Annotated in this window: 21 protein-coding genes; 20 read left to right on the top strand and 1 reads right to left on the bottom strand. The window is 68.1% G+C overall.

The window, feature by feature from the left end; all coding sequences use genetic code 11:
• Positions 1-37 precede the first annotated feature (37 nt).
• From L0M17_RS02600 to L0M17_RS02580, 5 genes are all read left to right on the top strand, one after another.
• Positions 38-1,435, top strand: coding sequence for an ABC transporter substrate-binding protein (locus L0M17_RS02600; RefSeq protein ID WP_241050935.1), 1,398 nt, complete (start codon positions 38-40; stop codon positions 1,433-1,435).
• Positions 1,436-1,437: 2 nt separating this feature from the next.
• The gene (locus tag L0M17_RS02595; RefSeq protein ID WP_241050933.1) at positions 1,438-2,394 is read left to right on the top strand and encodes a carbohydrate ABC transporter permease; all 957 of its coding nucleotides are present in this window, start codon (positions 1,438-1,440) and stop codon (positions 2,392-2,394) included.
• Entirely contained in the window at positions 2,391-3,284 is an 894-nt protein-coding gene (locus L0M17_RS02590; RefSeq protein WP_241050931.1) for a carbohydrate ABC transporter permease, read from the top strand. The genes L0M17_RS02595 and L0M17_RS02590 overlap by 4 nt, the downstream gene beginning before the upstream one ends.
• 19 nt (positions 3,285-3,303) lie before the next feature.
• Entirely contained in the window at positions 3,304-4,887 is a 1,584-nt protein-coding gene (locus L0M17_RS02585; RefSeq protein WP_241050930.1) for a glycoside hydrolase family 32 protein, read from the top strand.
• Between the two features lie 1,003 nt (positions 4,888-5,890).
• Positions 5,891-6,091, top strand: coding sequence for a CsbD family protein (locus L0M17_RS02580; RefSeq protein ID WP_241050928.1), 201 nt, complete (start codon positions 5,891-5,893; stop codon positions 6,089-6,091).
• A gap of 134 nt (positions 6,092-6,225) precedes the next feature.
• Here the strand turns inward: L0M17_RS02580 and L0M17_RS02575 are convergent, their stop codons facing one another.
• A complete protein-coding gene (locus L0M17_RS02575) occupies positions 6,226-7,287 on the bottom strand; it encodes an ATP-dependent DNA ligase (protein ID WP_241050927.1) in 1,062 nt (353 codons plus the stop codon).
• Between the two features lie 95 nt (positions 7,288-7,382).
• Between L0M17_RS02575 and L0M17_RS02570 the strand changes: the two genes are divergently transcribed.
• The 15 genes from L0M17_RS02570 to L0M17_RS02500 all read left to right on the top strand — a co-directional run bounded on the left by L0M17_RS02570 (position 7,383) and on the right by L0M17_RS02500 (position 24,592).
• Positions 7,383-10,016 (top strand): ATP-dependent DNA ligase, encoded by a 2,634-nt coding sequence (locus L0M17_RS02570; RefSeq protein WP_241050926.1) that lies wholly within the window; start codon positions 7,383-7,385, stop codon positions 10,014-10,016.
• A 593-nt stretch (positions 10,017-10,609) separates the two neighbouring features.
• Entirely contained in the window at positions 10,610-11,401 is a 792-nt protein-coding gene (locus L0M17_RS02565) for an amino acid ABC transporter ATP-binding protein (RefSeq protein ID WP_290427273.1), read from the top strand.
• 1 nt (position 11,402) lies between these two features.
• Positions 11,403-12,047, top strand: coding sequence for an amino acid ABC transporter permease (locus L0M17_RS02560; protein ID WP_241050925.1), 645 nt, complete (start codon positions 11,403-11,405; stop codon positions 12,045-12,047).
• Complete coding sequence (locus L0M17_RS02555; RefSeq protein ID WP_241050923.1) at positions 12,044-12,697, top strand: amino acid ABC transporter permease; 654 nt, start codon at positions 12,044-12,046, stop codon at positions 12,695-12,697. Before L0M17_RS02560 ends, L0M17_RS02555 begins: the two co-directional genes overlap by 4 nt.
• A gap of 93 nt (positions 12,698-12,790) precedes the next feature.
• Positions 12,791-13,663, top strand: a complete 873-nt coding sequence (locus L0M17_RS02550) for a substrate-binding periplasmic protein (protein WP_241050921.1) — start codon at positions 12,791-12,793, stop codon at positions 13,661-13,663.
• 156 nt (positions 13,664-13,819) lie between these two features.
• Positions 13,820-14,725, top strand: a complete 906-nt coding sequence (locus L0M17_RS02545; protein WP_241050919.1) for a dihydrodipicolinate synthase family protein — start codon at positions 13,820-13,822, stop codon at positions 14,723-14,725.
• Positions 14,726-14,858: 133 nt separating this feature from the next.
• On the top strand, positions 14,859-15,860 hold the full coding sequence (locus tag L0M17_RS02540) for a proline racemase family protein (RefSeq protein WP_241050917.1): 1,002 nt from the start codon (positions 14,859-14,861) through the stop codon (positions 15,858-15,860).
• On the top strand, positions 15,857-16,831 hold the full coding sequence (locus tag L0M17_RS02535; RefSeq protein WP_241050915.1) for an ornithine cyclodeaminase family protein: 975 nt from the start codon (positions 15,857-15,859) through the stop codon (positions 16,829-16,831). The genes L0M17_RS02540 and L0M17_RS02535 overlap by 4 nt, the downstream gene beginning before the upstream one ends.
• Before the next feature lie 23 nt (positions 16,832-16,854).
• Positions 16,855-17,541, top strand: a complete 687-nt coding sequence (locus tag L0M17_RS02530) for a GntR family transcriptional regulator (RefSeq protein ID WP_241050913.1) — start codon at positions 16,855-16,857, stop codon at positions 17,539-17,541.
• 8 nt (positions 17,542-17,549) lie between these two features.
• Complete coding sequence (locus L0M17_RS02525) at positions 17,550-18,701, top strand: NAD(P)/FAD-dependent oxidoreductase (protein WP_241050911.1); 1,152 nt, start codon at positions 17,550-17,552, stop codon at positions 18,699-18,701.
• A complete protein-coding gene (locus tag L0M17_RS02520; RefSeq protein WP_241050910.1) occupies positions 18,698-18,964 on the top strand; it encodes a (2Fe-2S)-binding protein in 267 nt (88 codons plus the stop codon). Before L0M17_RS02525 ends, L0M17_RS02520 begins: the two co-directional genes overlap by 4 nt.
• The gene (locus tag L0M17_RS02515; RefSeq protein WP_241050909.1) at positions 18,961-20,478 is read left to right on the top strand and encodes an NAD(P)/FAD-dependent oxidoreductase; all 1,518 of its coding nucleotides are present in this window, start codon (positions 18,961-18,963) and stop codon (positions 20,476-20,478) included. The genes L0M17_RS02520 and L0M17_RS02515 overlap by 4 nt, the downstream gene beginning before the upstream one ends.
• Before the next feature lie 48 nt (positions 20,479-20,526).
• Positions 20,527-22,017, top strand: coding sequence for an aldehyde dehydrogenase (NADP(+)) (locus tag L0M17_RS02510; RefSeq protein WP_241050908.1), 1,491 nt, complete (start codon positions 20,527-20,529; stop codon positions 22,015-22,017).
• Positions 22,018-22,099: 82 nt separating this feature from the next.
• Positions 22,100-22,906 (top strand): LamB/YcsF family protein, encoded by an 807-nt coding sequence (locus L0M17_RS02505; RefSeq protein ID WP_241056285.1) that lies wholly within the window; start codon positions 22,100-22,102, stop codon positions 22,904-22,906.
• A gap of 3 nt (positions 22,907-22,909) precedes the next feature.
• Complete coding sequence (locus tag L0M17_RS02500) at positions 22,910-24,592, top strand: 5-oxoprolinase subunit B/C family protein (RefSeq protein WP_241050907.1); 1,683 nt, start codon at positions 22,910-22,912, stop codon at positions 24,590-24,592.
• The last annotated feature ends 40 nt before the right edge of the window (positions 24,593-24,632 follow it).

Genomic DNA, 24,632 nt, shown 5'->3' with positions numbered 1-24,632 from the left:
ATCAGGTCGTTCATACGTATGAATAGAGAGGGCCACAATGACTTCCTTCCTTTCGTCGCCGCTCAGCCGACGGTCAGTGCTGATCGGCGGAGCCGCTCTCCTGGGGACGGCGGGCCTCTCGGCCTGCAGCCCGTCGGGGGCGTCGTCGTCGGGCTCCAAGACGCTCAACGTCGCCTACTTCGGAACCCAGCAAGCCGCGGACGCGACAGCCAAGGTGGCCGAGCCGTTCATCAAGGCCAATCCCGGTGTGACGGTGAAGTTCAACGGGATCAACGGCACGGACTGGAACGACTTCTTCACGAAGGTCCTCACGCAGATCGCGGCAGGCAACCCGCCGGACATCGTGAGCGTCGCGACGGAGGGCGTCCAGCTCTTCGCCCAGAAGAAGCTCGCCCACCCGCTCGACGACTACGTCAAGCGCGACAAGGACCAGCTCGCCCCCTACTTCAAGGACGTCCACCCGAGCCTCGTCGAGGCCATGATGTACCAGGGCAACCTGTACGAGCTGCCCACCGACTTCAACGCCGGCAACATGTACTTCAACACGAGCCTCCTCCAGAAGTCCGGCCTCCAGCTGCCCTCATCGTCGTGGACCATGGACGACTTCCACACCGTCGCCACGAGCCTCAAGTCGAATTCGGGCGCTATCCCGTTCGACTGGGTCGTGCGGCTGTGGGGCTCGTGGACCTCGTTCATGTACGCGAACGGCGGCAATCTGGTCACCGAGGGCAAGTACGACGGCGGCGACTGGCTCTGGAGCCAGTTCTACGCCAACGATCCGGCCGCCGCAGGCCGCGGCGGCGGTTGGAAGTGGGGCGCGCCGACGGCGAACTCGGACGCCGTCGTCGAGTCCCTCGACTACATGGTCGAGCTCGCCAACAGCGGGCTCTCCGCGAAGCCCGACGTCGGCGGCGGCTCGACCCTCCAGGGCCTCTTCGCGAGCAACAAGATCGGCATGAGCATCGGCGGCGGATTCTGGGCCGGCGGCCTCCATAACGCCGGAATGCCCAACGGCTCGTTCGACGTCCAGTTCTTCCCGAAGTGGAAGGTGCAGCGGCACCTGTTCGGCACGGGCGGCTACGGCATCTTCGAGTCCTCGAAGAACAAGGACCTCGCGTGGGAGTTCCTCAAGTCCCTCGTCGACCCGGCCGCGATTGGCGTGCTGACCGCGGGCAATTCGACGACGCCGGCGCGCCGCTCCATGATGACGGCGGACCGCTACGCGAGCACCGGGCCGAAGAACTGGCAGGTCTTCTACGACACCCTGGACAAGCTCCCCAACACCGCACCCATCCCAGCCCCGCCTTACTACAACGCGATGGCGAACGCCCTCAACCAGCGCACCACCCAGGCCATGTCCTCGGGCAACGCGAAGTCCGCCCTTGACGGCCTTCAGCAGGACCTCGAAACCGCAGCAGCATCAGTCGGAAGCTAGCCATGACCACTCTCACTACCCGCACCAAGTCCTTCAGGGCCGCTCCCGGCTCTGAAGGGGACAGGGCCCGCAATCGCAAGCGCGCCGCACGCCGCGAAGGGGCGTTCGGATGGGCCATGATCTCCCTCTCGGCCGCCTCGATCCTCGTCTTCACGGCCGCCCCGATCGTCTTCACGTTCGTGCTCTCGTTCTTCTCGTGGGACATCATCAGCCCGCCCCAGTTCGTGGGCCTGAAGAACTTCACCCACCTCGCCGCCGACCAGTCGGTCATCCACTCCTTCGGGGTGACCGCCCTGCTGGCCGCGCTGATCGTGGTGCTGCAGATCGTCGTCGGCCTCGCCATGGCCCTCCTGGTCCAACAGCGCAAGTCCATGTGGGCACGCTCGATCTTCCGCACCGCGTTCTTCCTGCCGTTGCTCGTCTCCGCGGCGTCGATCTCGATCGTGTTCAGCTACCTCTTCGACGATCACTTCGGCGTCATCAACTACTATCTGCAGCTTCTGCACCTCCCTGCCGTGCAGTGGCTCAGCTCCTCCGGCGGCGCGACGGCGACCATCGTCATCGTCGCCGTGTGGCAGCAGCTCGGGTTCGTGTTCATCCTGTTCGTCGCCGCTCTGGGGTCCCTCCCCAAGGACATCCTCGAGGCGGTCTCCCTCGACGGCTCCGGCCCGATCAGGACGTTCTTCTCCATCAAGCTCCCGCTCATCAGCCCGACGATCTTCTTCGCCGCCGTCATCGGCCTCATCAACGCGATGCAGATCTTCGACCAGCCCTACGTCATGACCAAGGGCGGTCCCGGCGACGCGACCACCACCACCGTCATGCTCATCTACCGCACCGCCTTCCAGAACATACAGTTCGGGTACGGCTCGGCCATCTCAGTTGTCCTGTTCGTGCTCCTGCTTGTCCTCACCGGGCTGCAGTTCCTCATCTCCCGGAAGTGGGTGTTCTACTCGTGAGCACTGCCATCAAGCCCCAGCCGGCCCCGCCGTCGTCGACCATCGAAAAGGCGCGGATCCCCCACGTCGGCCGGCGGAAGGTGTACCGGGGCCTCGGCCTCGTCCTCCTGATCGTCATCGCAGCCGTCTTCGTCCTGCCGATCCTCTGGACCATTTCGACGTCGCTGCGCATCCCAGCGCAGTCCTTCGACAATCCGCCGCAGTGGATCCCGCTCAACCCTGTCTGGTCGAACTACTCGGCCGTGTTCGATCAGGTGCCGCTCGCGACCTTCTTCCTCAACAGCGTCATCGTCACGGGCGCGATCGTCATCCTCCAGCTCATCACGTCGACGATGAGCGGGTACGCGTTCGCCCTGGTCCGGTTCCGTGGGAAGGGCGCGGTGTTCGCCATGGTCCTCGCGACCATGATGGTCCCGGCCCAGACGACGATCATCCCGATCTTCATCCTCATCCGCTACCTCGGACTCTCGGACAACCTCTGGTCGCTCGTGATCCCGGCCGTCGGCGGGGCCTTTGGGACGTTCCTCATGCGGCAGTACTTCCTGCAGATGCCGTCGGAGCTCGCCGAGGCGGCCCGCGTCGACGGGGCCTCGAACTTCCAGATCTTCGCCCGGATCTACGCACCGATCGCGCTCCCGCCGATGGCGACCCTCGCCGTCCTGAACTTCTCCGCCTACTGGAACGAGTTCTTCCGGCCTCTCATCTTCCTGCAGTCCACCAACAACTTCACCCTCCCCGTCGGCCTCGTCTCCCTCCAGGGAAACTTCGGCACGGGCAGTATCTCGATCGTCCTGGCCGGCATCGTCATCGCCCTGATCCCGAGCATCGCCATCTTCCTGCTCGCCCAGCGCTACTTCGTCGAAGGCATCACCGCGGGCTCGTTCCGCTGACCACACCTGAAAGAAGACCATGACCGAACCGACCCCGCCCTCCACCTCCGGCGAGCCCGTTTCCTTCGGCGAGGAAGCCTACCGACCCCAGATCCACTACACGGGCGCCGACACCTGGATCAACGACCCCAACGGCCTCGTCTACGCGGACGGCCTGTACCACCTTTTCTTCCAGAACAACCCGTACGGAACCACCCATGCCAACATGTCGTGGGGCCATGCGGTCTCGAGCGACCTGATCCACTGGCACGACCGGCCCGTAGCCATCCTGTGTGACGACGAGGAGCAGATCTTCTCCGGCAGCGTGGTGGTGGACGAGGGCAACACGAGCGGTTTCGGGGAGCCGGGAAGCTCGCCCCTCGTCGCGATCTACACGAGCGCGTACGCCGAGGACTCGCGGTTCCACGGCCTGCAGGCGCAGTCGCTCGCGTACAGCCTCGACGGCGGGGAGACGTGGGCGAAGTTCGAGGGCAACCCCGTCTTGGACCGCGGCTCGCGCGAGTTCCGCGACCCCAAGGTGTTCCGCTATTCGGGGGCTGCCGGCTCGTACTGGGTCATGGTTGCGGTCGAGGCGGTCGAGCGGAAGGCGGTTCTGTACCGCTCCGACGACCTGCGGAATTGGAGCCACCTCAGCGACTTCGAGGCGGCTGGCAAGGTGGGGCTCATCTGGGAATGCCCCGATCTGTTCCCCCTTGCCGTCGACGGCAACCCCGAGCACGTGAAGTGGGTCCTCGTGATCAACCTCCACCGTGAGGACGGCGAGGGCGGTTCGGCCGGGATCTACTTCCTCGGCGATTTCGACGGCATGACGTTCACCTCCACAGGTGTGGGGGCCTCGGCGGACGACGACGGCGCTCCCGCCGCCGAATACGGGTGGCTCGACTTCGGCCGGGACTATTACGCGACCGTCTCGTTCAACAATGTCCCGGATGGCCGCCGGATCCTCGTCGGCTGGATGAACAACTGGGACTACGCCCGCAGCCTGCCCACCTCCCCCTGGCGCGGCTCGATGGCCCTCCCCCGCGAGGCCGCCCTCCGCACTCGTGCGGGGCGTCTGGTGCTCGAGCAGCGCGTGGTGCCCGGCCTCGAGGCGACTGGCGCCGCTCGATCGCTCGGCCTCTTGGACGTGCCGGAAGGCGTCCACCGGCTTCCCGTGGAGTGCGGCGCCGAGCCGTGCCTCGTCGAGGCGACGTTCGACGCCGGCTCCGCCGAGGAATTCGGCCTTGTGCTTCTGCAGCCGGGAGAGCAATCCGGCGAGGAAGGAACACGACTGTGCTACGACGTCGAACGTGGTGAACTTGTGCTGGACCGGCGCGCCTCCGGGCACGCCGAACTCCATCCGCTGTTCCCCTCCGTCGAGGGGGCACCAGTGGAGCTGGTCGGCAACCGGCTCCGGCTCGAGATCTACGTCGACGCAGGCTCGGTCGAGGTCTTCGCTCAGGGAGGGCTGGTGACGTTCGCGGAGCAGGTCTTCCCCGGTTCTGCGAGCACAGGCGCCTCCGTCTACGCGGTCGGCGGGACGGCGCAGCTGATCGGGCTTACTTTGACCCCACTCAAGCCTGCCCCTGTTGTCCGGGAACGGGAGTCGGCGCACGCGGTGTAGGGGAGCTTCGGATCTAAGCATGGCTGGGGGGCCTTCCTCCAGGCCCGGTGGCCACCGGCTGAGAGTAGGCATATTTGCCGGTAGATGCCGAAGTCGCGGAAGCCGCGGGCGACCCGCCGAGTTATCTCGATGACTCCGTCGACGTCCTCTGTGGGTCCGTTGGAAGCGTCCTTGGCGTGAAGTAGGCAGGAACGCCTTCCTCCAACGGCGCAGGGTCTTCCCGAGCCCGCCCGATCTCGGGGATCGGGCAGGCCGGGAAGACGGCCAGGACCCCTCTACAGTCCTCCTTCCGGCTGCGGGGTCCTTGGCGGTGTAGACGGCCCGGAGCTGCTGCGGATGGGCATGGTTCGCGGCAGGCGGCTACTACGCTGCTACCACCGCTATGTGTTGGCATCGCCCTTTGGGGAACATTGTGGCTTTTGTGGGCCATTGATTTCGCCAAATTTTCCCCTTTGGAGCCTAGCGGGCGTGCTTGTGAGCGCGGCGTCGCCGCTTTATGTCTTTTGGTTACCGCAGCAATATTGGTTCCGCCCTCGAGATCCCAGCAGGGGGAGAATTCGTCGCGTAAGGGATATACGAACTCCGTCCACGCCGATGAGTCGCCTAGTCACTTACGTTGCCTGCGTCGGCGCAACCAGTTCTGGATACATCCTCCTCTGGGCTGCGACGGGGAAGACGTTGCTCAATGCGGACGTCGTGGTCATTCTTCTAATGATCCTCTTCCTGTTCTGGTTTTTTGTTCCGCAGCGATACTTATTCCATCGACGCAAACCGCCCAGCGATCAGTAGCCGGGCAACTGCCGCGATCGGTCGGCGCCCTCCCTTATCAGCCCCTTCGCTTCACCAACTCCTCCGCTCTCGGCTCTCCTAGCGGATTGAATCCCACCCTTCCGGGTAAGGAACAGAGCAGCCCCGACCCAAGCGCTGGCGCCCGCCGCATCGCGAGCGCCGATCTGACTGAAGAAGCGGGCCAGGCAAAGTGCCCGCTGGAACGGAGGGCAGCATGGGAATCGACGACAAGGCCAGCAATAAGGCCGAAGAACTCGGCGGCAAGGCCAAAGAAGCGCTGGGCCGCTCCAATGACGACCCTGAGCTCGTGAGAGAAGGCCAGCGGGATCAGACGTCTGCGGGCCTGAAGCAGGCCGGCGAGAAGGTGAAGGACGCCTTCGAGGACGTCAAGGACGCCTTTAAGAAGCACGACTAAAAAGGAGTTCGTGGCAAGAACTCGGAGTTCGCGCCTAGAACTCGCTGAAAGCAGTCGACGCCGGCCGTCCCAAATCCGGGGAGGGCCGGCGTCCCCCTTTCCCGCGCGCTTTCCCCCGCGCTGCGGGTGGCGAATTACCTGCCCAGGATCTTCTCGACGTCGAACGATGCCGCGGTTTCGAGCTGCGCGTAGTTGCAGCTCTCGGGATCCCTGTCGGTGCGCCAGCGGCGGAATTGCGCGGTATGGCGGAAGCGGTCGCCCTCCATATGGTCGTAGGCCACTTCGACGACCAACTCCGGCCGCAGGGGGACGAACGAAAGGTCTTTCCCGGCGCTCCAGCGGCTGACCGCGCCCGGCATCCTCGTTCCCTGATGCGCCTCCTGGTTCGCCCAGTCTCCCCACGGATGGGCTGAGAGATCCTTCTCGACGAGCGGCTCGAGTTCCCCGACGAGGCTCCGCCGCTTCGCCATGGGGAAGGAGGCGGCGACGCCAACGTGATGAAGCCGGCCTTCGCCGTCGTACAGCCCCAGGAGCAGCGAGCCGACTACGCCACCGGTCTTGTGCCACCGGAATCCTGCGACAACGCAGTCGGCTGTCCGTTCGTGCTTGACCTTGAACATGGTCCGCTTGCCCGGTTCGTAGGGCTTGTCGAGCCGTTTCGCGACAATTCCATCGAGGCCTGCTCCCTCGAATTCTCGGAACCATTTCTTCGCCTGCTCGAGATCATTGGTCGAGGGCGTGAGGAATACCGATTCCGTTCCCTCGTCGAGGGCTTCGCGGAGCGTGTCGCGGCGCTCCTCGAAGGGCTTGCGCATGAGATTCGAGTCGCCGAGCGCGAGGACGTCAAAGGCAACGAGTGCCACAGGAGTTTCCCTCGAAAGCAGCTTGACCCTGCTTTCCGCAGGGTGAATACGTTGCTGGAGTGCCTCGAAATCGAGCCGCCCATCGCGGATGAGCACGATTTCGCCGTCGAGCACGCATTTCTCGGGAAGGGCCCGGCGAAGTTCTTCGACGAGTTCCGGGAAATAGCGGGTCATCGGCTTGTCGTTTCGGCTGCCGAGCACGATCTCGTCGCCGTCCTTGAAGGCAATCGTGCGGAAGCCGTCCCATTTTGGCTCACTGTGGCCGACGTCCGGGATCTCGGGCACGGCTTTGGCGAGCATCGGTTCGATGGGCGGCATCACAGGAAGGTCCATGCCGATATCCTGCGTCGCTTCTGGGTATTCAAACAGAGCGGAGGCGTTTTCAGGCAACCCTTCACTCTTGCCGCGCCGAGTGGAAAGGTGACGCCATGGCAGCGAATCGCGAGATCGTCGAGGTCGAAGGCCGCGAGGTCCGCCTCTCGAATCTGGACAAGGTGCTCTATCCAGAGGCCGGGGTCACCAAAGCCGAGATCCTCGACTACCTGCGTTTGGTCGCACCGCTCATGATCCCTGTCGTGAGGGATCGGCCTGCGACCCGCAAGCGCTGGGTGCACGGCGTCGGGACTGCCGAGGAGCCCGGTCAGGTGTTCTTCCAGAAGAACCTCGACAATTCCACTCCCCGCTGGGTCAAGCGGGTGACGCTCCATCACCGCCACTCGACCAACACGTATCCCCTGGTCAACGACCTCGCAACCCTCATCTGGCTCGGCCAGATGGCCGCCCTCGAGATCCACGTGCCCCAGTGGCGGGTCGCCGGCGACGACAAGATGCTCCACCCCGACAGGCTTGTCCTCGACCTCGACCCCGGCCCGGGCGCGGGGCTTCCGGAGTGCGTCGAAGTCGCCCATCTCATCAAGCCGATCCTCGACGATCTCGGTATGACCACGGTTCCTGTGACGAGCGGCAGCAAGGGCATCCACCTCTACGCCAAGCTCGACATGAGCCAGAAGTGGGAACAGGTCTCCGCCGTCGCCCACGAACTCGCCCGATCCCTCGCCGCCGACCACCCCGACCTCGTGGTGAGCGACCAGAAGAAGACGCTGCGCCAAGGCCGCGTGCTCGTGGACTGGAGCCAGAACAGCGGGCAGAAGACAACGATCGCGCCGTACTCGCTGCGCGGCCGGGCCCAGCCGATGGTTGCGGCCCCGAGGACATGGGCCGAGCTCGAATCGCCCGATCTGGCACATGTGCGCTACGACCAGATGGCGGCGCGGATCGAGAAGTACGGGAACCTGTTCGCGCCATTGTTGTCGGACCCCGTGGAGCGTTCGTCCGACGACCACGGCTCGGGGAGCCGCAAGAAGGCCGCGCACGACGACGGCAGCCCGCCCCCGCCGTCGTCCGCGCCTTCCAAGGCCACCACCACTAAGGGCGGCAACGACTCCCTCACTGCCTACCGCGCAAAGCGGGACGCCGCCGCGACTCCCGAGCCCGTGCCGATGGAATCCCCCACGCCCGGCGAGGGCAACACCTTTGTGATCCATGAGCACCACGCGCGCCGCCTGCACTGGGACCTGCGGCTCGAGCATGAGGGCGTGCTCGCCTCGTTCGCGCTGCCGAAGGGCGTGCCTTCCGACGCAGGGCGCAACCATCTTGCCGTGCACACCGAGGACCACCCGATCGAGTACCTCACGTTCTCGGGGAGCATCCCGAAGGGCGAATACGGCGCCGGCGACATGTTCATCTGGGACACCGGCACCTACGAGCTCGAGAAGTGGCGCGACAAGGAGATCATCGCGATCCTGCACGGTCGCGAGGGCGGCGGCCTCGCCTCGATCGCCGACGGCAGGCCCGTGCGGATCGCGCTCATCCAGACTGGCAGCGGGGGCGACGAGAAGAACTGGCTCATCCACCTCATGAAGGACCAGGCGAAAGGCCATTGGCGACAGGGCGCGCGTCACCACGAGGAGGACGACGCCGCCGAACCCACCCCGGGCGCCGAGCCCACCCCCAGCGCCGAACCCACCCCTGTCGCACCGTCACCTACGCAGGGTCCCCCGGTCGCGCCGTCACGTCTACACGGTAAAGGTGACGGCGCAACGGGAGGCGGGGCGGCGCCGTCGCCCATGCTCGCCCAGATCGGCACACCGGGCCTCGTCCACGGCGACGACTGGGCCCTCGAGATGAAGTGGGACGGCGTCCGCGCGGTCGTCGACGCGCGAGACCAGCTCAAGCTCATCAGCAGGCGCGGCCTCGACACCACCGGGACCTATCCCGAACTCGCGGGCCTCGCCGAACTCGGCCCCGCCATCCTCGACGGTGAGATCGTCGCCATGGATTCGCGCGGCCGACCCTCGTTCTCCCGGCTCCAGCAGCGCATGGGCCTCACGGACCCAACCGACGTCGCGGCCGCCCGACGCAACTATCCCGTGCAGATCGTGCTCTTCGACCTCCTCGAGTTCGAGGGACGCGACCTCACTCCCCTGCCGTTCCGCGAACGGCGCGAGGCTCTCGAAGTCCTCGCCGAGGGCGGCCTTCCCGAGAACGTGCAGCTCTCCCCGATCTTCCACGACGACATCGACTCCGTGCTCGAGGCCTCGGCTGAGCACGGGCTCGAGGGCGTCGTCGCGAAGCGGCTCTCCGCGCGCTACGAGCCCGGCAAGCGCTCGGGGGCGTGGCTCAAGATCAAGCACGAGCGTATGCAGGAAGTCGTGATCGGCGGCTGGCGCGAGGGCAAGGGCAACCGGGAGAACACGGTGGGCTCCCTGCTCCTGGGGATCCCGGACGACGACGGCGGCCTGCGCTATGCGGGCAAGGTCGGGACCGGCTTCTCCGAGCGGGATCTGGTCGAAATCGCGAAGAAGCTCCACCGTCTGGAGCGCAAGACGACGCCATTCGGCGACATCCCCCGCGAGGACACCGTCGACGTCCACTGGGTCCAGCCGAAGCTCGTCGGCGAGGTCCGCTACGGCGAGTGGACGGACGCGGGGCGGCTGCGCCATCCCGTGTGGCGGGGCTGGCGACCGGACAAGGACCCGCAGGATGTGACCCTGGAGGCGTGAGCTTGCGCCGTCACGTTTGCGCGGTGAGGACCGCGCAAACGTGACGGCGCGACGTCTTTAGCGGCGCGAAGGTGACCGCCGGCGTCGCATGTCCGAAGAGAGGCGAGCCCGAGGCCGTGCTCTCGGCCCGAGGCCACGCTCCTAGCCGCCCGCGCTTGGCCAACTGCGCGTCCGGCCGGCCGCGCCTGGCCAACTGCGCTGCCTGGCCGGCCGCGCGCCGTCGTCCGCATTTGGCGCCGTCGCCCGCATCTGGCGCCCTGGCCCCCACGTGACGCCCTCGCCCTCACGTGACGCCCTGGCCCTCATAAGTGCCGTGGGGCAGCGGCACTTGAGCGGGGAAAGCGCCCGTCAGAGGGGAAAGCGCCCGCAAGCGCCCGGGTTCCAGAGGTGCCGAGAAGGCGAACTGAGGGGAACCTTCGACAGAGCTGATCGATACCGTGCGAAAAACATTGATTTTCCTTATGCTCTCGCGCCCCAATACTGAACTCCGGAAGACCTCTTGACACGGGCACTGTGCAATGTAACATTTCACATGGTGTGACGCCGACCACTCGGTCGAGGGTCTCGGATCGCAAGCGGAAGATCAGGGAAGCATGACAATGACTGTCTCAGCGACCACAGACGAGGCAAGAGCCTCACACGTAGGAATCAAACTCAACAACATCTCCAAGCGGTACGGGGACCATGTGGTCCTCGACGACGTCTCGCTCAATGTGGAGCCGGGTACCGTCACCGCACTCATCGGACCCTCGGGAGCAGGCAAGAGCACATTCCTGCGGTGCATCAACCTCCTCGAGCGACCGGACTCGGGAACGATTCGCGTCGCCGGGCACACCATCGAACCGGGCAAGAATGTGACGGCTCGGGATCTCGCGGCGCTACGGCGCAGCGTCGGGATGGTGTTCCAGTCCTTCAACCTCTTCCCGCACATGACGGCGCTGAAGAACATCAGCTATCCGCAGCAGCGCGTCCTCGGACGCTGCAAGGCGGAAGCCGACGAGCGGGCAATGCAGCTCTTGGACCGCGTCGGGCTCAAGGAGAAGGCCGGGCAGCACCCGGGCCGATGCTCTGGCGGACAGCAGCAGCGGATCGCCATCGCCCGCGCTCTCGCGCTGGACCCGTCCATCATGCTGTTCGATGAGCCGACCTCCGCCCTCGACCCCGAAGTCGGCCTCGAGGTTCTCGCCGTCATGCGGGAGCTGGCCGCAGACGGGATGACGATGGTCGTGGTGACGCACGAGATGCAGTTCGCCAGAGACGTCTCGGACACCCTGGTGGTGATGGCAGACTGCAAGATCATCGAGCAGGGCGATCCGGGCGCCATCATGAGCGACCCGCAGGAAGCCCGCACTCGCCGCTTCCTCCGGGCGGTGCTGGAGCGCTGACATGAACCCCTTCACCGCAGTGCTCCAGGGCCTGCCGATGACCCTGATCCTGACCCTGTCCGCCTTCGCGATCGGCATTGTCGGCGCTGTCCCGCTGGCGCTGGGCCTGACATCGCGGCTCGCCCCGCTCCGACTCGTTTCCCGGCTGTTCGTCGACCTCGTGCGTGGCGTCCCGATCATCGTCTGGCTGTTCCTGCTCAAGTTCGGCATCCACGCTGGCACCTTCAGATTCAACCCGGTCAATGTGGCAATTGTGGGCTTGGGCGTCGTCTCGGTCGCGTACCTCGCCGAGATCTACCGTGGCGGGCTGCAGGCCGTCCCACGCGGGCAGCTTGAAGCCTCCCATGCCCTGGGCCTGGCAAACCGAACAACTTTCGCCGGGGTCGTGGCCCCGCAGGCCTTCCGGATCGTGTCGCCGTCGATCGCAACGTATCTGGTCGGCCTGCTCAAGGACTCTTCGATCGCCTCCACCATCATCGTTTCGGAGATGGTCTTCCAGTCGCAGTCCTTCGCCCGACAGCACCCGACCGTCGAGGGCATCCTGCCGTACATCATCGTCGGCGTCCTGTACATCGTGCTGAGCCTGCCGATCGCCTACCTGTCCCGTCGGCTCGATTCGCGTATGAGGAAGGCAGTGTTCGCATGAGCTGGCTCACAGACTGGGTGGGATACCTCCCACAGATGATGTCCGGACTCGGCGTGAGCCTCATGATCGCAGGCATCTCCATCGCCGCAGGCTACCCGTTGGGCCTCGCGCTCAGCCTCATGGTCACGGCGAAGAACCTCGCGGTGCGAACCCTCGGACTCGCCGTCGTCGAAATCGGCCGGGGCGCCCCCGCGCTCGTTATCCTCTACCTCTTCTACTACGGGCTTCCCAAGTTCGGCGTGACCTTCGGCAGCATCACTGCCGCATGCCTCGCGCTGACTTGGAACGCCGCGGCGTACTCGAGCGAAATCATGCGAGCCGGAATCCAGTCCGTAGCACGCGGCCAGCTCGAGGCCTCCAACGCCCTCGGCCTCTCCTCCCGCGATACCTTCTTCCGCATCATCATGCCTCAGGGAATGCGCTCGGCTGTCCCCGGGCTCATGGGCGTAGCGATCCAGATGTTCCAGGGAACGTCCCTGGCCTACGCCATCGCCGTCCCCGAGCTGATGAAGTCCGCGTACAACATCGGCAGCGACAACTTCAACTATCTGCAGATCTTCACCCTCGCTGGCATCTGCTACGCCGTCATCTCGATGCCGGCCACGTGGATCACTGTCTTTTTTGAGAAGCGAATGGCACGCCACGCCTGACCGAGTTCGCCAAGTACACAGCCCGCCACGCCTAGGCACCCGCCACTACGCCCTGCCCTTTCACCCGCCCTAACCCTCATGAGAGGAACCATCATGAAGAACCGACATCTGGCCCGCGCTGGCGCCCTTGCCGCCGTCGTCCTCGCCGCCGGCATGGGCCTGACTGCCTGCGGAGGCAGTACGAGCGCCGCTCAATCCGACTGCACGCCCAAGCACCAGGGCGTACAGACGGTCTCGCCAGGGAAGCTGACAATCGGCGTCATCGACATCCCGCCGTTCAGCAGCTACAACAGCGGCAACCCGACCGGCATCGACATCTCGATCGTCAACAAGATCGCCAAGGACGAATGCCTCACCCCCACCTATCAGCAGGCCACCTACGCGGACGCCGTCCAGTCGATCTCGGGCGGCAACATCGACCTCGCCGTCGGCACGATCGACGCGACGGAGAAGCGCCTCAAGGCCGGGGACTTCTCCGCGTCGACGTACCTCGACGGGATGGGCATCGCCTCGAAGAGCGGCGCGGCCACCGTGTCCGACCTCGAGAAGATGAGCAAGGTCGGCACGATCGACGGCTACCTCTGGGTCGATGATCTCAAGAAGATCCTCGGCAACAAGCTCGTCACGTACCCGAGCAGTGTCGAGCTCAAGGCCGACTTCGACGCAGGGCGCATCCAGGGCGATGTCGACGCCTACGGCGTGCAGGTCCTGCAGTTCAAGGGGGTCCAGGGAGTGACGGTGTCGCTTGCCAACGACAAGCCGGATCCCCGCGTCGGCGCGATCACCCACGCACCGGAAGCGGCCTTCCCCCTCACCAAGGGCAACACGAGCCTCAAGCAGGCGCTCGACGACGGAATCCTCGCCCAGCGCCGGGACGGCACCATCACGAAGCTGCTGACGGACGCCGGCCTCTCGGCAGGCCTCGGCAAGGTGGGTGCCCAGCAGTACGTGGTTCCCTCAAGCTGAGCCCAGCCCCGAAAAAGCCCCGGAAGAAGCCGCGGCCACTCGCCGCGGCTTCTTCTACCCCTATCTGTGCAATGTCACATAGTAAGATACTAGTGAGGCCGATCACAGCAAGCACTGTAAGGTGCCGCTCGGAGGGCCTCCTCGAAAGGAATCAAGATGACCGAAAACCGCAAGCCCTGGCACGGCGTCTTCGTCGCGACCGCTCTCCCCTTCAATGATGACCTCGGGGTCGACTTCGACGCGTACGCCGAGCACGTCCGGTTCCTCGCCGGGGCGGGCTGCGATGGTGTGGCCCCGAACGGCTCGCTCGGGGAGTACCAGACGCTCAGCGATGACGAGCGCGCCCGGGTCATCACGACGGCGGTCGAGGCGGCGCCCGAGGGCTTCAGCGTGATGGCGGGCGCTGGCGCATACGGCGGCCTCCAGACCCAGCGCTGGGTCGAGCAGGCCGCGGAGGCCGGGGCCGACTCGATCCTGCTCCTGCCGCCGAACACGTACCGCGCGAACGAAGAGGAGGTCGTGGACCATTACCGGCGCGCGGCCTCGGTCGGCCTGCCGATCGTCGCCTACAACAACCCCATCGACACCAAGGTTGACCTCACTCCCCGGCTGATCGCGCGCCTGCACGGCGAGGGCCTGATCGTCGGGGTCAAGGAGTTCAGCGGCGATGTCCGCCGCGCCTACGAGACCCGCGAGCTCGCCCCCGGGCTGGACATGCTCATCGGGTCGGACGACACCGTGCTCGAGATGGGCCTGGCCGGGGCCGTGGGCTGGATCGCGGGCTACCCGAACGCGATCCCGGAGTCCACGCTCGAGCTCTACCGGCTCTCGACCTCCGGGGACGCGGCCGATCTGGCGCGGGCGGGCGAGATCTACCGCGACCTCCACTCGCTCCTGCGCTGGGACAGCAGGACCGAATTCGTCCAGGCGATCAAACTCTCGATGGACATCGTGGGCCGCAAGGGCGGGACCTGCCGGCCCCCGCGCGGCCCGCTCGCCCCCGACATCCGCGAAGCCATCACCCGCGACACCGAGGCGGCCCTCGCCAAGGGCTACAAGTAGGCCCTCCCCGGCCCAGTCCAGCCAGCCAGCCCAGTCCGCCGGCCCGGCACCCCACGGTGCAACACCCCAAGGTGCAACACCCAAGGTGCCGGCCCGGCGGCCCCGACCCCATACAGACAAGCAGGAGCGGAGCATGAGAACGAGCCGCATTTTCCACGCCGTCGACTCCCACACCGAGGGCATGCCGACGCGCGTGATCACGGGAGGCGTCGGCACGATCCCCGGCCAGAGCATGGCCGAGCGCAGGCTGTGGTTCATGGAGAACAGCGACTGGATCCGCACGCTGCTCATGTACGAGCCCCGCGGGCACGCCTCGATGAGCGGGGCCATCCTCCAGCCGCCGACCCGGCCCGATGCGGACTACGGGGTCCTCTACATCGAGGTCTCCGGCCTGCTGCCCATGTGCGGGCACGGCACTATCGGCGTCGCGACGGTCCTCGTCGAGACCGGCATGGTCGACGTCGTCGAACCGGTCACGACCGTCCGGCTCGACACCCCGGCGGGCCTCGTCCTCGCCGACGTCGCCGTCAAGGACGGCCACGCCGAATCGGTCACGATCCGGAACGTGCCCTCGTTCGTCGACAGGCTCGACGCGAGCGTCGAGGTCCCCGGCTACGGCCGCATCCGGTACGACCTCGCGTTCGGCGGGAACTTCTACGGCATCGTGGACCTCGACGCCCTCGGCCTGCCGTTCGACCGGGCGCGCAAGGACGACCTCCTCCGCGCGGGGCTCGCGGTCATGGATGCGATCAACGCCTCCGGCGAGCCCGTGCACCCCGAGCGCGAGGACATCAGGGGCTGCCACCACGTCTACCTCAAGGCGCCGGGCTCGACGGCGCAGCACTCCCGGCACGCGATGGCCATCCACCCCGGCTGGTTCGACCGGTCCCCGTGCGGTACGGGCACCAGCGCCCGCATGGCCCAGCTCCACGCCCGGGGGGAGCTGGCCCTCGGCGCCGACTTCGTCAACGAGTCCTACATCGGCTCCCAATTCATCGGCCGCCTCGTCGAGGAGACCGAGGTAGCCGGGCGCCCCGCCGTCGTCCCCACCGTCACCGGCCGCGCATGGCTCACCGGCACCGCGCAGTACTTCCTCGACCCCACCGACCCCTTCCCAGCAGGGTTCCTGCTGTGACGGCGAAGGCTGAGAGCCCGAAGACGGCGGATCTCCCCTACTTCGGCGCAGCCGCCGTGCGGACGGCGGCTCCATGGACGACGGCGGTCGCGGCCCTCGAGCGCGCCCTCCTTGGCGCTGTGGACCCCGAGCAGGACAGCCCGCGACTGTTCAGCCCAGCGCCGGGCGGCGAATTCCTTCTCATGCCCGCATCTGGCGCCGGGTACAGCGGAGTCAAGGCCCTCACGGTTGCGCCGGGCAACCCGGCCCGCGGCCTCGAGAAGATCCAGGGCGTGTACGTGCTCATCGATTCTGACACCCTCGCCCCGCTCGCAGTCATGGACGGCACCGAGCTCACGTCCGTACGGACGCCCGCCACCACGCTTCTCGCAGTCAGCAGAATCCTCGCCGCAACGCCAGGCGGCCAGCCCGAGAGGCCGCGAGTGCTCGTCTTCGGCGCCGGGATACAGGCCCTCAACCACGTTCGCGCGGCCCACGCGCTCCTGCCCGAGGCGAGCTTCGCCGTCGTCGGCCGCCGTCCCGAAAGGGTCCGCGAGCTCATCGCGGCGCTCGCCGAGGAGGGGATCGACGCGCGGGAGGGGAGGGTCGAAGAAGTGCCTCACGCCGACGTCGTCCTCTGCACGACGACGTCCACCGCTCCCCTGTTCGACGGCGCTCTCGTGGCCCCGAACGCCGTGATTGCCGCGGTTGGGCAACACGGGCTCGACGCGCGGGAGGTCGACGCGACGCTCGTGCGGCGCAGCGACATCGTCGTGGAAGGCCGCGCCTCGGCGCTGCGCGAGGCCGGGGACCTCATTCCCGCACGAAGTGCCGAGGAGTGGAAAGCGATCAAGCCGGCCAACCTCCGGGAGCTCGTGCAGGGTGGGTTGGCGAGGACACCCGGGCGGCCGTGCCTGTACGCGGGAGTCGGCATGGCTTGGGAAGACCTCGTGATCGCGGCCTTGGTGTATGAAGGGGGCACGAGAAAATGACGCCCGCCCAAGGAGTGTCCGCCGTGGCAGCCAGCAACAACCTTCCCATCGCACCGCTAGGCCCACAGCGGAGCCTGCGCGAATCCGTGACCGAGTCACTCCGCGCAGCCATCATCGCCGGTTCCCTCGAAGAGGGGACGCTCTACTCAGCTCCTGCCCTCGGCGCCGCTTTCGGTGTCTCGGCGACGCCGGTCCGCGAGGCGATGATGGATCTGGCCCGCGAGGGGCTGGTCGAGACCGTGAAGAACAAGGGCTTCCGGGTCACGAGGATGAGCGACCGGGAGCTCGACGAGATCACCCAGATCCGCCTGCTCCTCGAGCCGCCCGTCGTCGCCGACATCGCGGGAAGCATCCCGCCGGAGGGAATCACCTCCCTCCGCGCCCTCGCGGACGCGATCGTCGCCGCCGCCCGGGAGGGTGACCTCGCCGCGTACCTGGCCGCGGACCGTGACTTCCATGCGGAGGTCCTGCGGTATGCGGGCAATGCCCAGCTCGTGGACCTCGCGACGAGCCTGCGCATGAAGACGCGCATGTACGGGCTCAAGAGCCTGAGCGAATCCAACCGCCTCGCCGATTCGGCACAGGAGCATCACGAGCTCCTGGACCTCCTCGACGCAGGCAACAGCGAGGCCGCCCTCGCCCTCATGCGGCGCCACATCAGCCACGCGCGCGGCCTCTGGGCCACGGGCGAGCAGGAGCAACCACACTAGGAGAGAGCATGAACCCACCCAGCGACATCGTCGTCGTCGGTGCGGGCGTGATGGGCGCCGCAACCGCCTACTTCGCCGCTCGGCAGGGCCTGAGCGTCACCGTCCTCGACAAGGGGCGCCCCGCGAGCGGGACCTCATCGGCGTGCGAGGGCAACATCCTCGTCTCGGACAAGGAGCGCGGCCCCGAGCTCGAGCTCACTCGCTATTCGTTGGGCGTCTGGCAGGGCGATCTCGCAGAACACGAGCACCTGTGGGAGTTCGAGCGCAAGGGTGGGGTCATCGTCGCGTCCCGCGAGAGCAGTCTCGCGTCCCTCCACCGTGCGATGGCCGTCCAGACGACCTTCGGAGTACAGGTCGAGGAGCTCGACCGCGACGGGCTCCGTGAGGCGGAGCCGAACATCACGGGTGACGCGCTCGGCGGCGCCTACTACCCCGAGGACTGCCAAGTCCAGCCGATGCTCGTGGCCGCGCATCTCGTCCGGCTCGCGAAGGAAGCCGGGGCCCAGTTCCACGCGGACACGCCCGTCACCGGCTTCCTGCGCTCGGGCGACCGCGTCACAGGCGTGCGGACAGCGCGGGGCGACTTCCCGGCGTCGGCCGTCGTCAACTGCACCGGCACGTGGGCGGGGAATCTCGCCTCGCTCGCCGGCGTCGACGTCCCTGTGATGCCACGCCGCGGCTTCGTCATGGTCACCGAACCGCTCCCGCCGATGGTGCACCACAAGGTCTACGCCGCCGAGTACATCGACAACGTGGGCAGCTCCGACGCCGGGCTCCAGGCCTCGCCCGTCGTCGAGGGGACGCCGAGCGGCACGATCCTCATAGGCTCGACCCGCGAGCGGGTGGGCTTCGATCGCACCGTGAGCACGGAAGCCCTCCGCCTGCTCGCGCGGAACGCCGTCTCGCTCTTCCCCTTCCTCGCCGATGTCAAGGCGATCCGGCACTACCACGGCTTCCGGCCGTACTGCCCGGATCACCTTCCCGTGATCGGCCACGACGAGCGCGCCCCCGGGCTGTGGCACGCGGCCGGCCATGAGGGCGCCGGCATCGGCCTTTCGGCAGGCACCGGAAAGCTCCTGGCCCAAGCCCTGGCCGGGCAGGCGCCCGACCTCGATCTCGCCCCCTTCTCCCCCGCCCGATTCGCAAAGGCCTACGCATGAGCATCTCCTTCACCTTCAATGGCCGGCCCGTCGAAGCGAGCCCGGGACAGACCGTGGGCGCGGCGCTGACCGCCAACGGGATCACGGCCTGGCGCACCACGCGCAAGGGCGCCCGCCCGCGGGGCCTCTTCTGCGGGATCGGCGTCTGCTTCGACTGCCTCGTGACGGTCGACGGCGCCCCCAACCAGCGCGCGTGCCTCGCCGAAGTGCGCGACGGCATGGCGATCGAGGGGTCCGAGGCGGCTCGGGGAGGTCTCGCGTGACCGCGGCCTCGACCCATGCCGACGTCGCCGTCGTCGGCGCCGGTCCTGCGGGCCTCGCAGCCGCCGTCGCCGCGGCGGAAGCTGGGGCGAGCGTCGCCGTCGTCGATGCCGCCGCCCAGCCCGGCGGCCAGTATTGGCGGCACCGGCCCGAAACTGTGGTGCCCGAGCCCGACGGCCACGGGCATCACGACTGGTCGGTGTACCTGGACCTCCGGTCCCGTTTCGACGCCGCCCGGGCTCTGGGGAGGATCACGTATCTTCCGGGGCGCTCGGTGTGGATGGCGCAGAAGGACGACGGCGGATTCACCCTCCGCACGACGCCCACCATCGCCTCTCCCGCTCCCGTTGCGCCGTCACGTCCGCAGGGTGCACACCCTGCGGACGTGACGGCGCAAGCAGAGGGGGGCGGGGCCGGGGCGGGGGCCGGGGCTGTGAGCGCTCGTCGCCTCGTCCTGTGCACGGGAGGTTACGACCGACAGCTGCCCGTGCCCGGTTGGGACCTGCCGGGCGTCATGGCGGCCGGTGGGCTCCAGGCCTTCGTCAAGGCCAACGGCTCGCTGCCCGGAAGACGCTTCGTCATCGCCGGGACCGGTCCCTTCCTCCTGCCCGTGGCGGCTGGCATCGCCGCGGCTGGCGGCATAGTCGTCGCGGTGCTTGAGGCCTCGGCGCCGTCGGCCTGGCTGCCGCATCTCAAGGCCGCGGCCGGAGTCCCCGAGAAGGCGCTCGAGGGTGCGGCCTACGCCGCCGTCTTCGCCCGGCATCGCATCCCCTACCGCACCAGGAGCATCGTCACCGAGGTCCTCGGTTCCGACCGAGTCGAGGCGGTGCGGACCGCTCGGGCCGACGCCGACGGCCGAGTGCTGCCCGGTTCTGAGCGCGTCTACGAGGACGTTGACGTCGTGGGCTTCGGGTGGGGCTTCACGCCGCAGCTCGAGCTTCCCGTCTCCTTGGGCGTTCGCACGAGGGTGGACGCGGACGGATCCCTCGTCGGCGTGGTCGACGACCGGCAGGAGTCAAGCGTCCCGGGCCTCTTCCTTGCCGGCGAGGTCACCGGCGTCGGCGGAGCCGCACTCGCGGTCCTCGAAGGGTTCGCCGCGGGGTCTGCTGCGGGAGGCAGCTCGGCCCTGCCAGCCAAGGCCGCCGCCCGCGCCGCACGGCACCGCCGTTTCGCCCGCGCGATGCACGAGGCCCACCCCGTTCCGGCCGGATGGTCTGACTGGCTGACTCCCGAGACGATCGTGTGCCGGTGCGAAGAAGTCACGGCCGGGGAGATCGTCGCGGCCCGCAGCGACCTCGAAGCCGCCGATTCCCGCAGCCTGAAATCCTTCACCCGCACGGGAATGGGCTGGTGCCAGGGCCGCGTGTGCGGCTTCGCGGCGTCGTGCCTGGCGGAAGGGAATCAGCCCTCTGAAACCTCCCTTGCGGCAACGGCGAGGCGTCCCCTCGCCGCGCCCGTGAGCCTCGGCGAGCTCGCCAGTCTCGAAGACGCGGCCGCCGAGGGCGCCGTCCACTGACCCTAGACCGACTGACCCTAGACCGACTTCGCAGAAAGGAACTCTCGCATGACCGCGACTTCCCCATCCGCCACCGAAACGACGACCACCCCCACCACCGACGAGCAGCTCGAGACCCTCCTCGAGGAGGCGCACCGCGCGGCCGCGCCGCTCGCGGCCCTGCGCCCCGCCGAGCGCGCCCGGTTCCTCGAAGCCGTGGCGGACGCGCTCGACGCCGCCGCGGACGAACTCGTGCCGGTCGCCCAAGCCGAAACGCATCTCGCCGAAGGACGGCTCCGGGGCGAGCTCCAGCGGACCACTTTCCAGCTCCGCCTCTTCGCCGAGGTCCTGCGCGACGGGGACTACCTCGACGCGCGCATCGACCACGCCGACGCTGCCTGGCCCATGGGCGCGCCGCGCCCCGACCTTCGCCGCGTTCGCATCCCGCTCGGGCCCGTCGTCGTCTTCGCCGCGAGCAACTTCCCGTTCGCGTTCTCGGTCGCGGGCGGCGACACGGCCTCGGCCCTCGCGGCAGGCTGCCCGGTGCTGCTCAAGGCGCACTCTGGCCATCTGCGGCTGTCCAGACTCACCGCCGGAATCGTCTCTTCGGCGCTCGCCGCGGCCGGCGCCCCTGCAGGTACGTTCGCTCTCATCGTCGGCACCGCGGCCGGTTCCACCGCCCTCAAAGACCACCGAGTCAAGGCCGGCTCGTTCACCGGCTCAATCCCGGGCGGTCGTGCCCTCTTCGACATCGCGAACTCGCGCTCCGAGCCGATCCCGTTCTACGGCGAGCTCGGCAGCAACAACCCGGTGTTCGTGACCGAGGCGGCAGCCGCGGCGCGCAGCCAGGAGATCGCGGAAGGCTTCGTCTCATCCTTCACCCTCGGTGCCGGGCAATTCTGCACCAAGCCCGGGACACTCTTCGTCCCTGCCGCCTCGCGCCTCGTCGAGGCCCTCCGACGGACCGCGCTTCCGGCCGCCGCGCCGCTGCTCAACGAACGGATCCAATCCGGTTACGTCGAAGTCCTCAGCACGCTCGAGCGGCACCCGCGCCTCAAGGTCCTTGCCGAGGGACCTTCGCCGCTGGCCGACCCGCCCACGCCGACCCTCCTCCTGACCACGGCCGCGGACATGCTCGCCGAGCCGCACGCGCTTCAGACGGAATGCTTCGGGCCCACCGCGGTCATCGTGGAGTACGACGACGAGTCCCAACTCGTGCCGCTCGCCGAGTCCTTCGAGGGTCAGCTCACTGCGACGATCCAAGGGACCGACACGTGCGAGGTCGCGGACCTCGTCGCCGTGCTCGCGCGAAAGGCCGGCCGCGTCCTCTGGAACCAGTGGCCCACCGGAGTCTCGGTGACCTACGCCCAGCAGCACGGCGGCCCCTACCCTGCAACGACAGCGGTGACCTCGACGTCCGTGGGTACGGCGGCGATCGAGCGCTTCCTGCGCCCCGTGGCGTATCAGGGTTTCCCGCAGCATCTCCTTCCGGAGGCTCTCCGCGAGGAGAACCCCCTCGGAGTGGCGAGGATGGTCGACGGGCGGCGGGTCAGCGAGTAAGACACGCTAAATTGTTGAACAATCCGTCGGGATCGTGCATGCTTGAAGCATCACATCTGCGACGGAGGTCACATTGGCACGCATCGACGGCTCAGGCGGCGACCGCTTCGGACGCGAGCGCTTCGGGCGCGATCGCTTCGGCATCGATCTCAACAGCGACGTCGGCGAGTCCTTCAGCAACTGGACCTTCGGCGACGACGCGGCGATCTTCACGAGCGTCTCCAGCGCCAACGTGGCGTGCGGCTTCCACGCCGGCGACCCGCACCACATCCGCAAGACGTGCGAAGCCGCGGCGACGGCGGGCGTCGCCGTGGGGGCCCATCCGGGGTACCGGGATCTGGCCGGGTTCGGCCGCCGGTTCATCGACATGGACCCGCGGGAGCTGACGGATGAAGTCGTGTACCAGATCGGCGCACTGCAGGGCTTGGCCCGCGCCGCAGGCACCGAGGTCCGCTACGTCAAGCCCCACGGCGCCCTCTACAACACGATCGTCCACCACGCAGCCCAGGCGGAGGCCGTCGCGCGTGCGGTCCACGAGGTGGACCCGAACCTACCGATCCTCGTCCTCCCCAGTTCCGAGATCCAGCGCGCCGCCGAGAAGATCGGCCTGCGCCCGGTCGTCGAGGCTTTCGCCGACCGCGCCTACAACCCGGACGGAACCCTCGTCTCCCGCCGCGAGCCGGGCTCGGTGCTCCACGACCTCGACGCGATCGTCGAGCACGTGCTCCGTATCCTCGACGGCAAGGTCCATGCGGTCGATGGCACGGTCGTCCCGATCAGCGCCGAGAGCATCTGCGTCCACGGGGATACCCCAGGCGCGGTCGCCATGGCCGCGCGCATCCGCGCCGCGATCACCGAGGCCGGCGTCGAGATCCGGAGCTTCGCGTAGGCCATGTCTGTTCACCTGCCCAGTCGTGAGGGTTCGGTCGCAGCCCCGAGCCGAGCCGCCGTCGTCGGCCTCCGGCCCGCCGGCGACCGCGCCGTCCTCATCGAGCTCCCCTCGCTCGACGCTGTCCTGAGCCTCCAGCGCCAGCTCGACGCCGAACCGCTCCCGGGCCAGCTCGACGTCGTCGCGGCGGCCACGACCGTGCTCGTCGTCGCCGACTCCCCCGAGGCGCTCGCCCTGATCGCGCGTCGGGTGCGCTCGCTCGACCTCGCCTCGGGCGAGCAGCGCGCGGGCGAGCTCGTGGTCATCGAGACCGTGTACGACGGCGCCGACCTCGACGAGGTTGCCCAGCTCACCGGGCTGAGCCGTGAAGGGGTCGTCGCCGCGCACTCCGGGCAAGTGTGGAACGCGGCGTTCGGCGGCTTCGCGCCTGGCTTCGCCTATCTCGCGGGCGACGGCGGCCTCGACGTCCCGCGCCGGTCCTCGCCCCGGACGGCGGTCCCGGCCGGATCGGTCGCGATCGCGGGCACCTATTCCGCGGTGTATCCACGGGAGTCGCCAGGCGGGTGGCAGCTCCTCGGCCGCGCGTCCGCCGTCATGTGGGACCTCGAGCGTGCCAACCCGGCGCTCATCCGGCCCGGCGACCGCGTCCGCTTCGAGCCTGTGCGGGCAAGCGCGCGGCTCGCCGAGACACAGGGCAGCCAGCCGACGACGACGCCCGCGCCCTCGTCCGCGGGGCCCGCCGCGAACCCGGGACTCGTCATCGTCTCCCCCGGGCTGCAGAGCACGGTCCAGGACCTCGGCCGGCCCCGGCTCGCCGCGCTCGGAGTGAGCGCCGCCGGTGCGGTGGACCGCTCGTCGCTCCGGCGAGCGAACCGCCTGGCCGGCAATCCCGAGACCGCGGCTGGGCTCGAGGTGCTGTTCGGCGGCCTCGTCGTGCGAGCCGAACGCGACCAGGTCCTCGCCGTCACGGGCGCGCGCGTGCCGCTCAGCGTCCGCCGCGCCGAAGCGAGCGCGGACGACGGCGGCAGCGCGGACGACGGCGGGAGCGCGCCCGCCGTCGAACGCCACCCCTCGCTCGACGCACCGTTCGCTCTCCTCGCGGGCGAAACCCTCACGCTCGGCGCGCCTACGGCGGGCCTGCGCAGCTATGTCGCGGTCCGCGGCGGCCTCGACGCGCCCGAAATCCTCGGCAGCCGCTCGACCGACACGCTTTCGGGGATCGGGCCCGAGCCCCTCCGCGCCGGAAGCACGCTCGCGGTCCTCCCGCCTGCGGGCGCTCACGTCGTCGGAGCCCCCGAGAGCGCGCCGCCCCTGCCGGAGGGCGTGGCGGTACTCCGCGTAGTCCCCGGGCCGCGGCAGGACTGGTTCACGGATGCCTCGGCCGAGGCGTTCTATTCGGAAGAGTGGAGCGTGACGCCGCAGTCCAGCCGCGTGGGGCTGCGCCTCGCCGGACCGCAGCTCGAGCGGTGCCGCGACGGCGAGCTCAAGAGCGAGGGGACCGTCCTCGGCTCCGTTCAGGTCCCGCCGAACGGACAGCCCGTCCTCTTCCTCGCGGACCACCCCGTGACGGGCGGATACCCGGTGATCGGCGTCGTCGTCGATGCCGACCTCGACCTCGCCGCCCAGCTCCCGCCCGGGGCGCGCGTCCGGTTCGTGATGGTCGCGCCGCCGGCCGCCACCCACTAGTACGTACGCAAACCGCTTAAGGAACACCGATCCATCTAAG

It is taken from the genome of Sinomonas terrae (assembly GCF_022539255.1).
Classification (GTDB): domain Bacteria; phylum Actinomycetota; class Actinomycetes; order Actinomycetales; family Micrococcaceae; genus Sinomonas; species Sinomonas terrae.
The sequence above is the reverse complement of the archived record's forward strand: the minus strand, read 5'-3'. Positions and strand labels throughout refer to the sequence as shown.

What these genes read in the sequence shown, in the direction of transcription:
- L0M17_RS02570 (WP_241050926.1), top strand. Translation starts at nt 7,383, where the DNA reads ATGGCAGCGAATCGCGAGATCGTCGAGGTCGAAGGCCGCGAGGTCCGC.
- L0M17_RS02555 (WP_241050923.1), top strand. Translation starts at nt 12,044, where the DNA reads ATGAGCTGGCTCACAGACTGGGTGGGATACCTCCCACAGATGATGTCC.
- L0M17_RS02585 (WP_241050930.1), top strand. Translation starts at nt 3,304, where the DNA reads ATGACCGAACCGACCCCGCCCTCCACCTCCGGCGAGCCCGTTTCCTTC.
- L0M17_RS02580 (WP_241050928.1), top strand. Translation starts at nt 5,891, where the DNA reads ATGGGAATCGACGACAAGGCCAGCAATAAGGCCGAAGAACTCGGCGGC.
- L0M17_RS02550 (WP_241050921.1), top strand. Translation starts at nt 12,791, where the DNA reads ATGAAGAACCGACATCTGGCCCGCGCTGGCGCCCTTGCCGCCGTCGTC.
- L0M17_RS02595 (WP_241050933.1), top strand. Translation starts at nt 1,438, where the DNA reads ATGACCACTCTCACTACCCGCACCAAGTCCTTCAGGGCCGCTCCCGGC.
- L0M17_RS02510 (WP_241050908.1), top strand. Translation starts at nt 20,527, where the DNA reads ATGACCGCGACTTCCCCATCCGCCACCGAAACGACGACCACCCCCACC.
- L0M17_RS02560 (WP_241050925.1), top strand. Translation starts at nt 11,403, where the DNA reads ATGAACCCCTTCACCGCAGTGCTCCAGGGCCTGCCGATGACCCTGATC.
- L0M17_RS02565 (WP_290427273.1), top strand. Translation starts at nt 10,610, where the DNA reads ATGACAATGACTGTCTCAGCGACCACAGACGAGGCAAGAGCCTCACAC.
- L0M17_RS02500 (WP_241050907.1), top strand. Translation starts at nt 22,910, where the DNA reads ATGTCTGTTCACCTGCCCAGTCGTGAGGGTTCGGTCGCAGCCCCGAGC.
- L0M17_RS02545 (WP_241050919.1), top strand. Translation starts at nt 13,820, where the DNA reads ATGACCGAAAACCGCAAGCCCTGGCACGGCGTCTTCGTCGCGACCGCT.
- L0M17_RS02575 (WP_241050927.1), bottom strand. Translation starts at nt 7,287, where the DNA reads ATGGACCTTCCTGTGATGCCGCCCATCGAACCGATGCTCGCCAAAGCC.
- L0M17_RS02540 (WP_241050917.1), top strand. Translation starts at nt 14,859, where the DNA reads ATGAGAACGAGCCGCATTTTCCACGCCGTCGACTCCCACACCGAGGGC.
- L0M17_RS02600 (WP_241050935.1), top strand. Translation starts at nt 38, where the DNA reads ATGACTTCCTTCCTTTCGTCGCCGCTCAGCCGACGGTCAGTGCTGATC.
- L0M17_RS02520 (WP_241050910.1), top strand. Translation starts at nt 18,698, where the DNA reads ATGAGCATCTCCTTCACCTTCAATGGCCGGCCCGTCGAAGCGAGCCCG.
- L0M17_RS02525 (WP_241050911.1), top strand. Translation starts at nt 17,550, where the DNA reads ATGAACCCACCCAGCGACATCGTCGTCGTCGGTGCGGGCGTGATGGGC.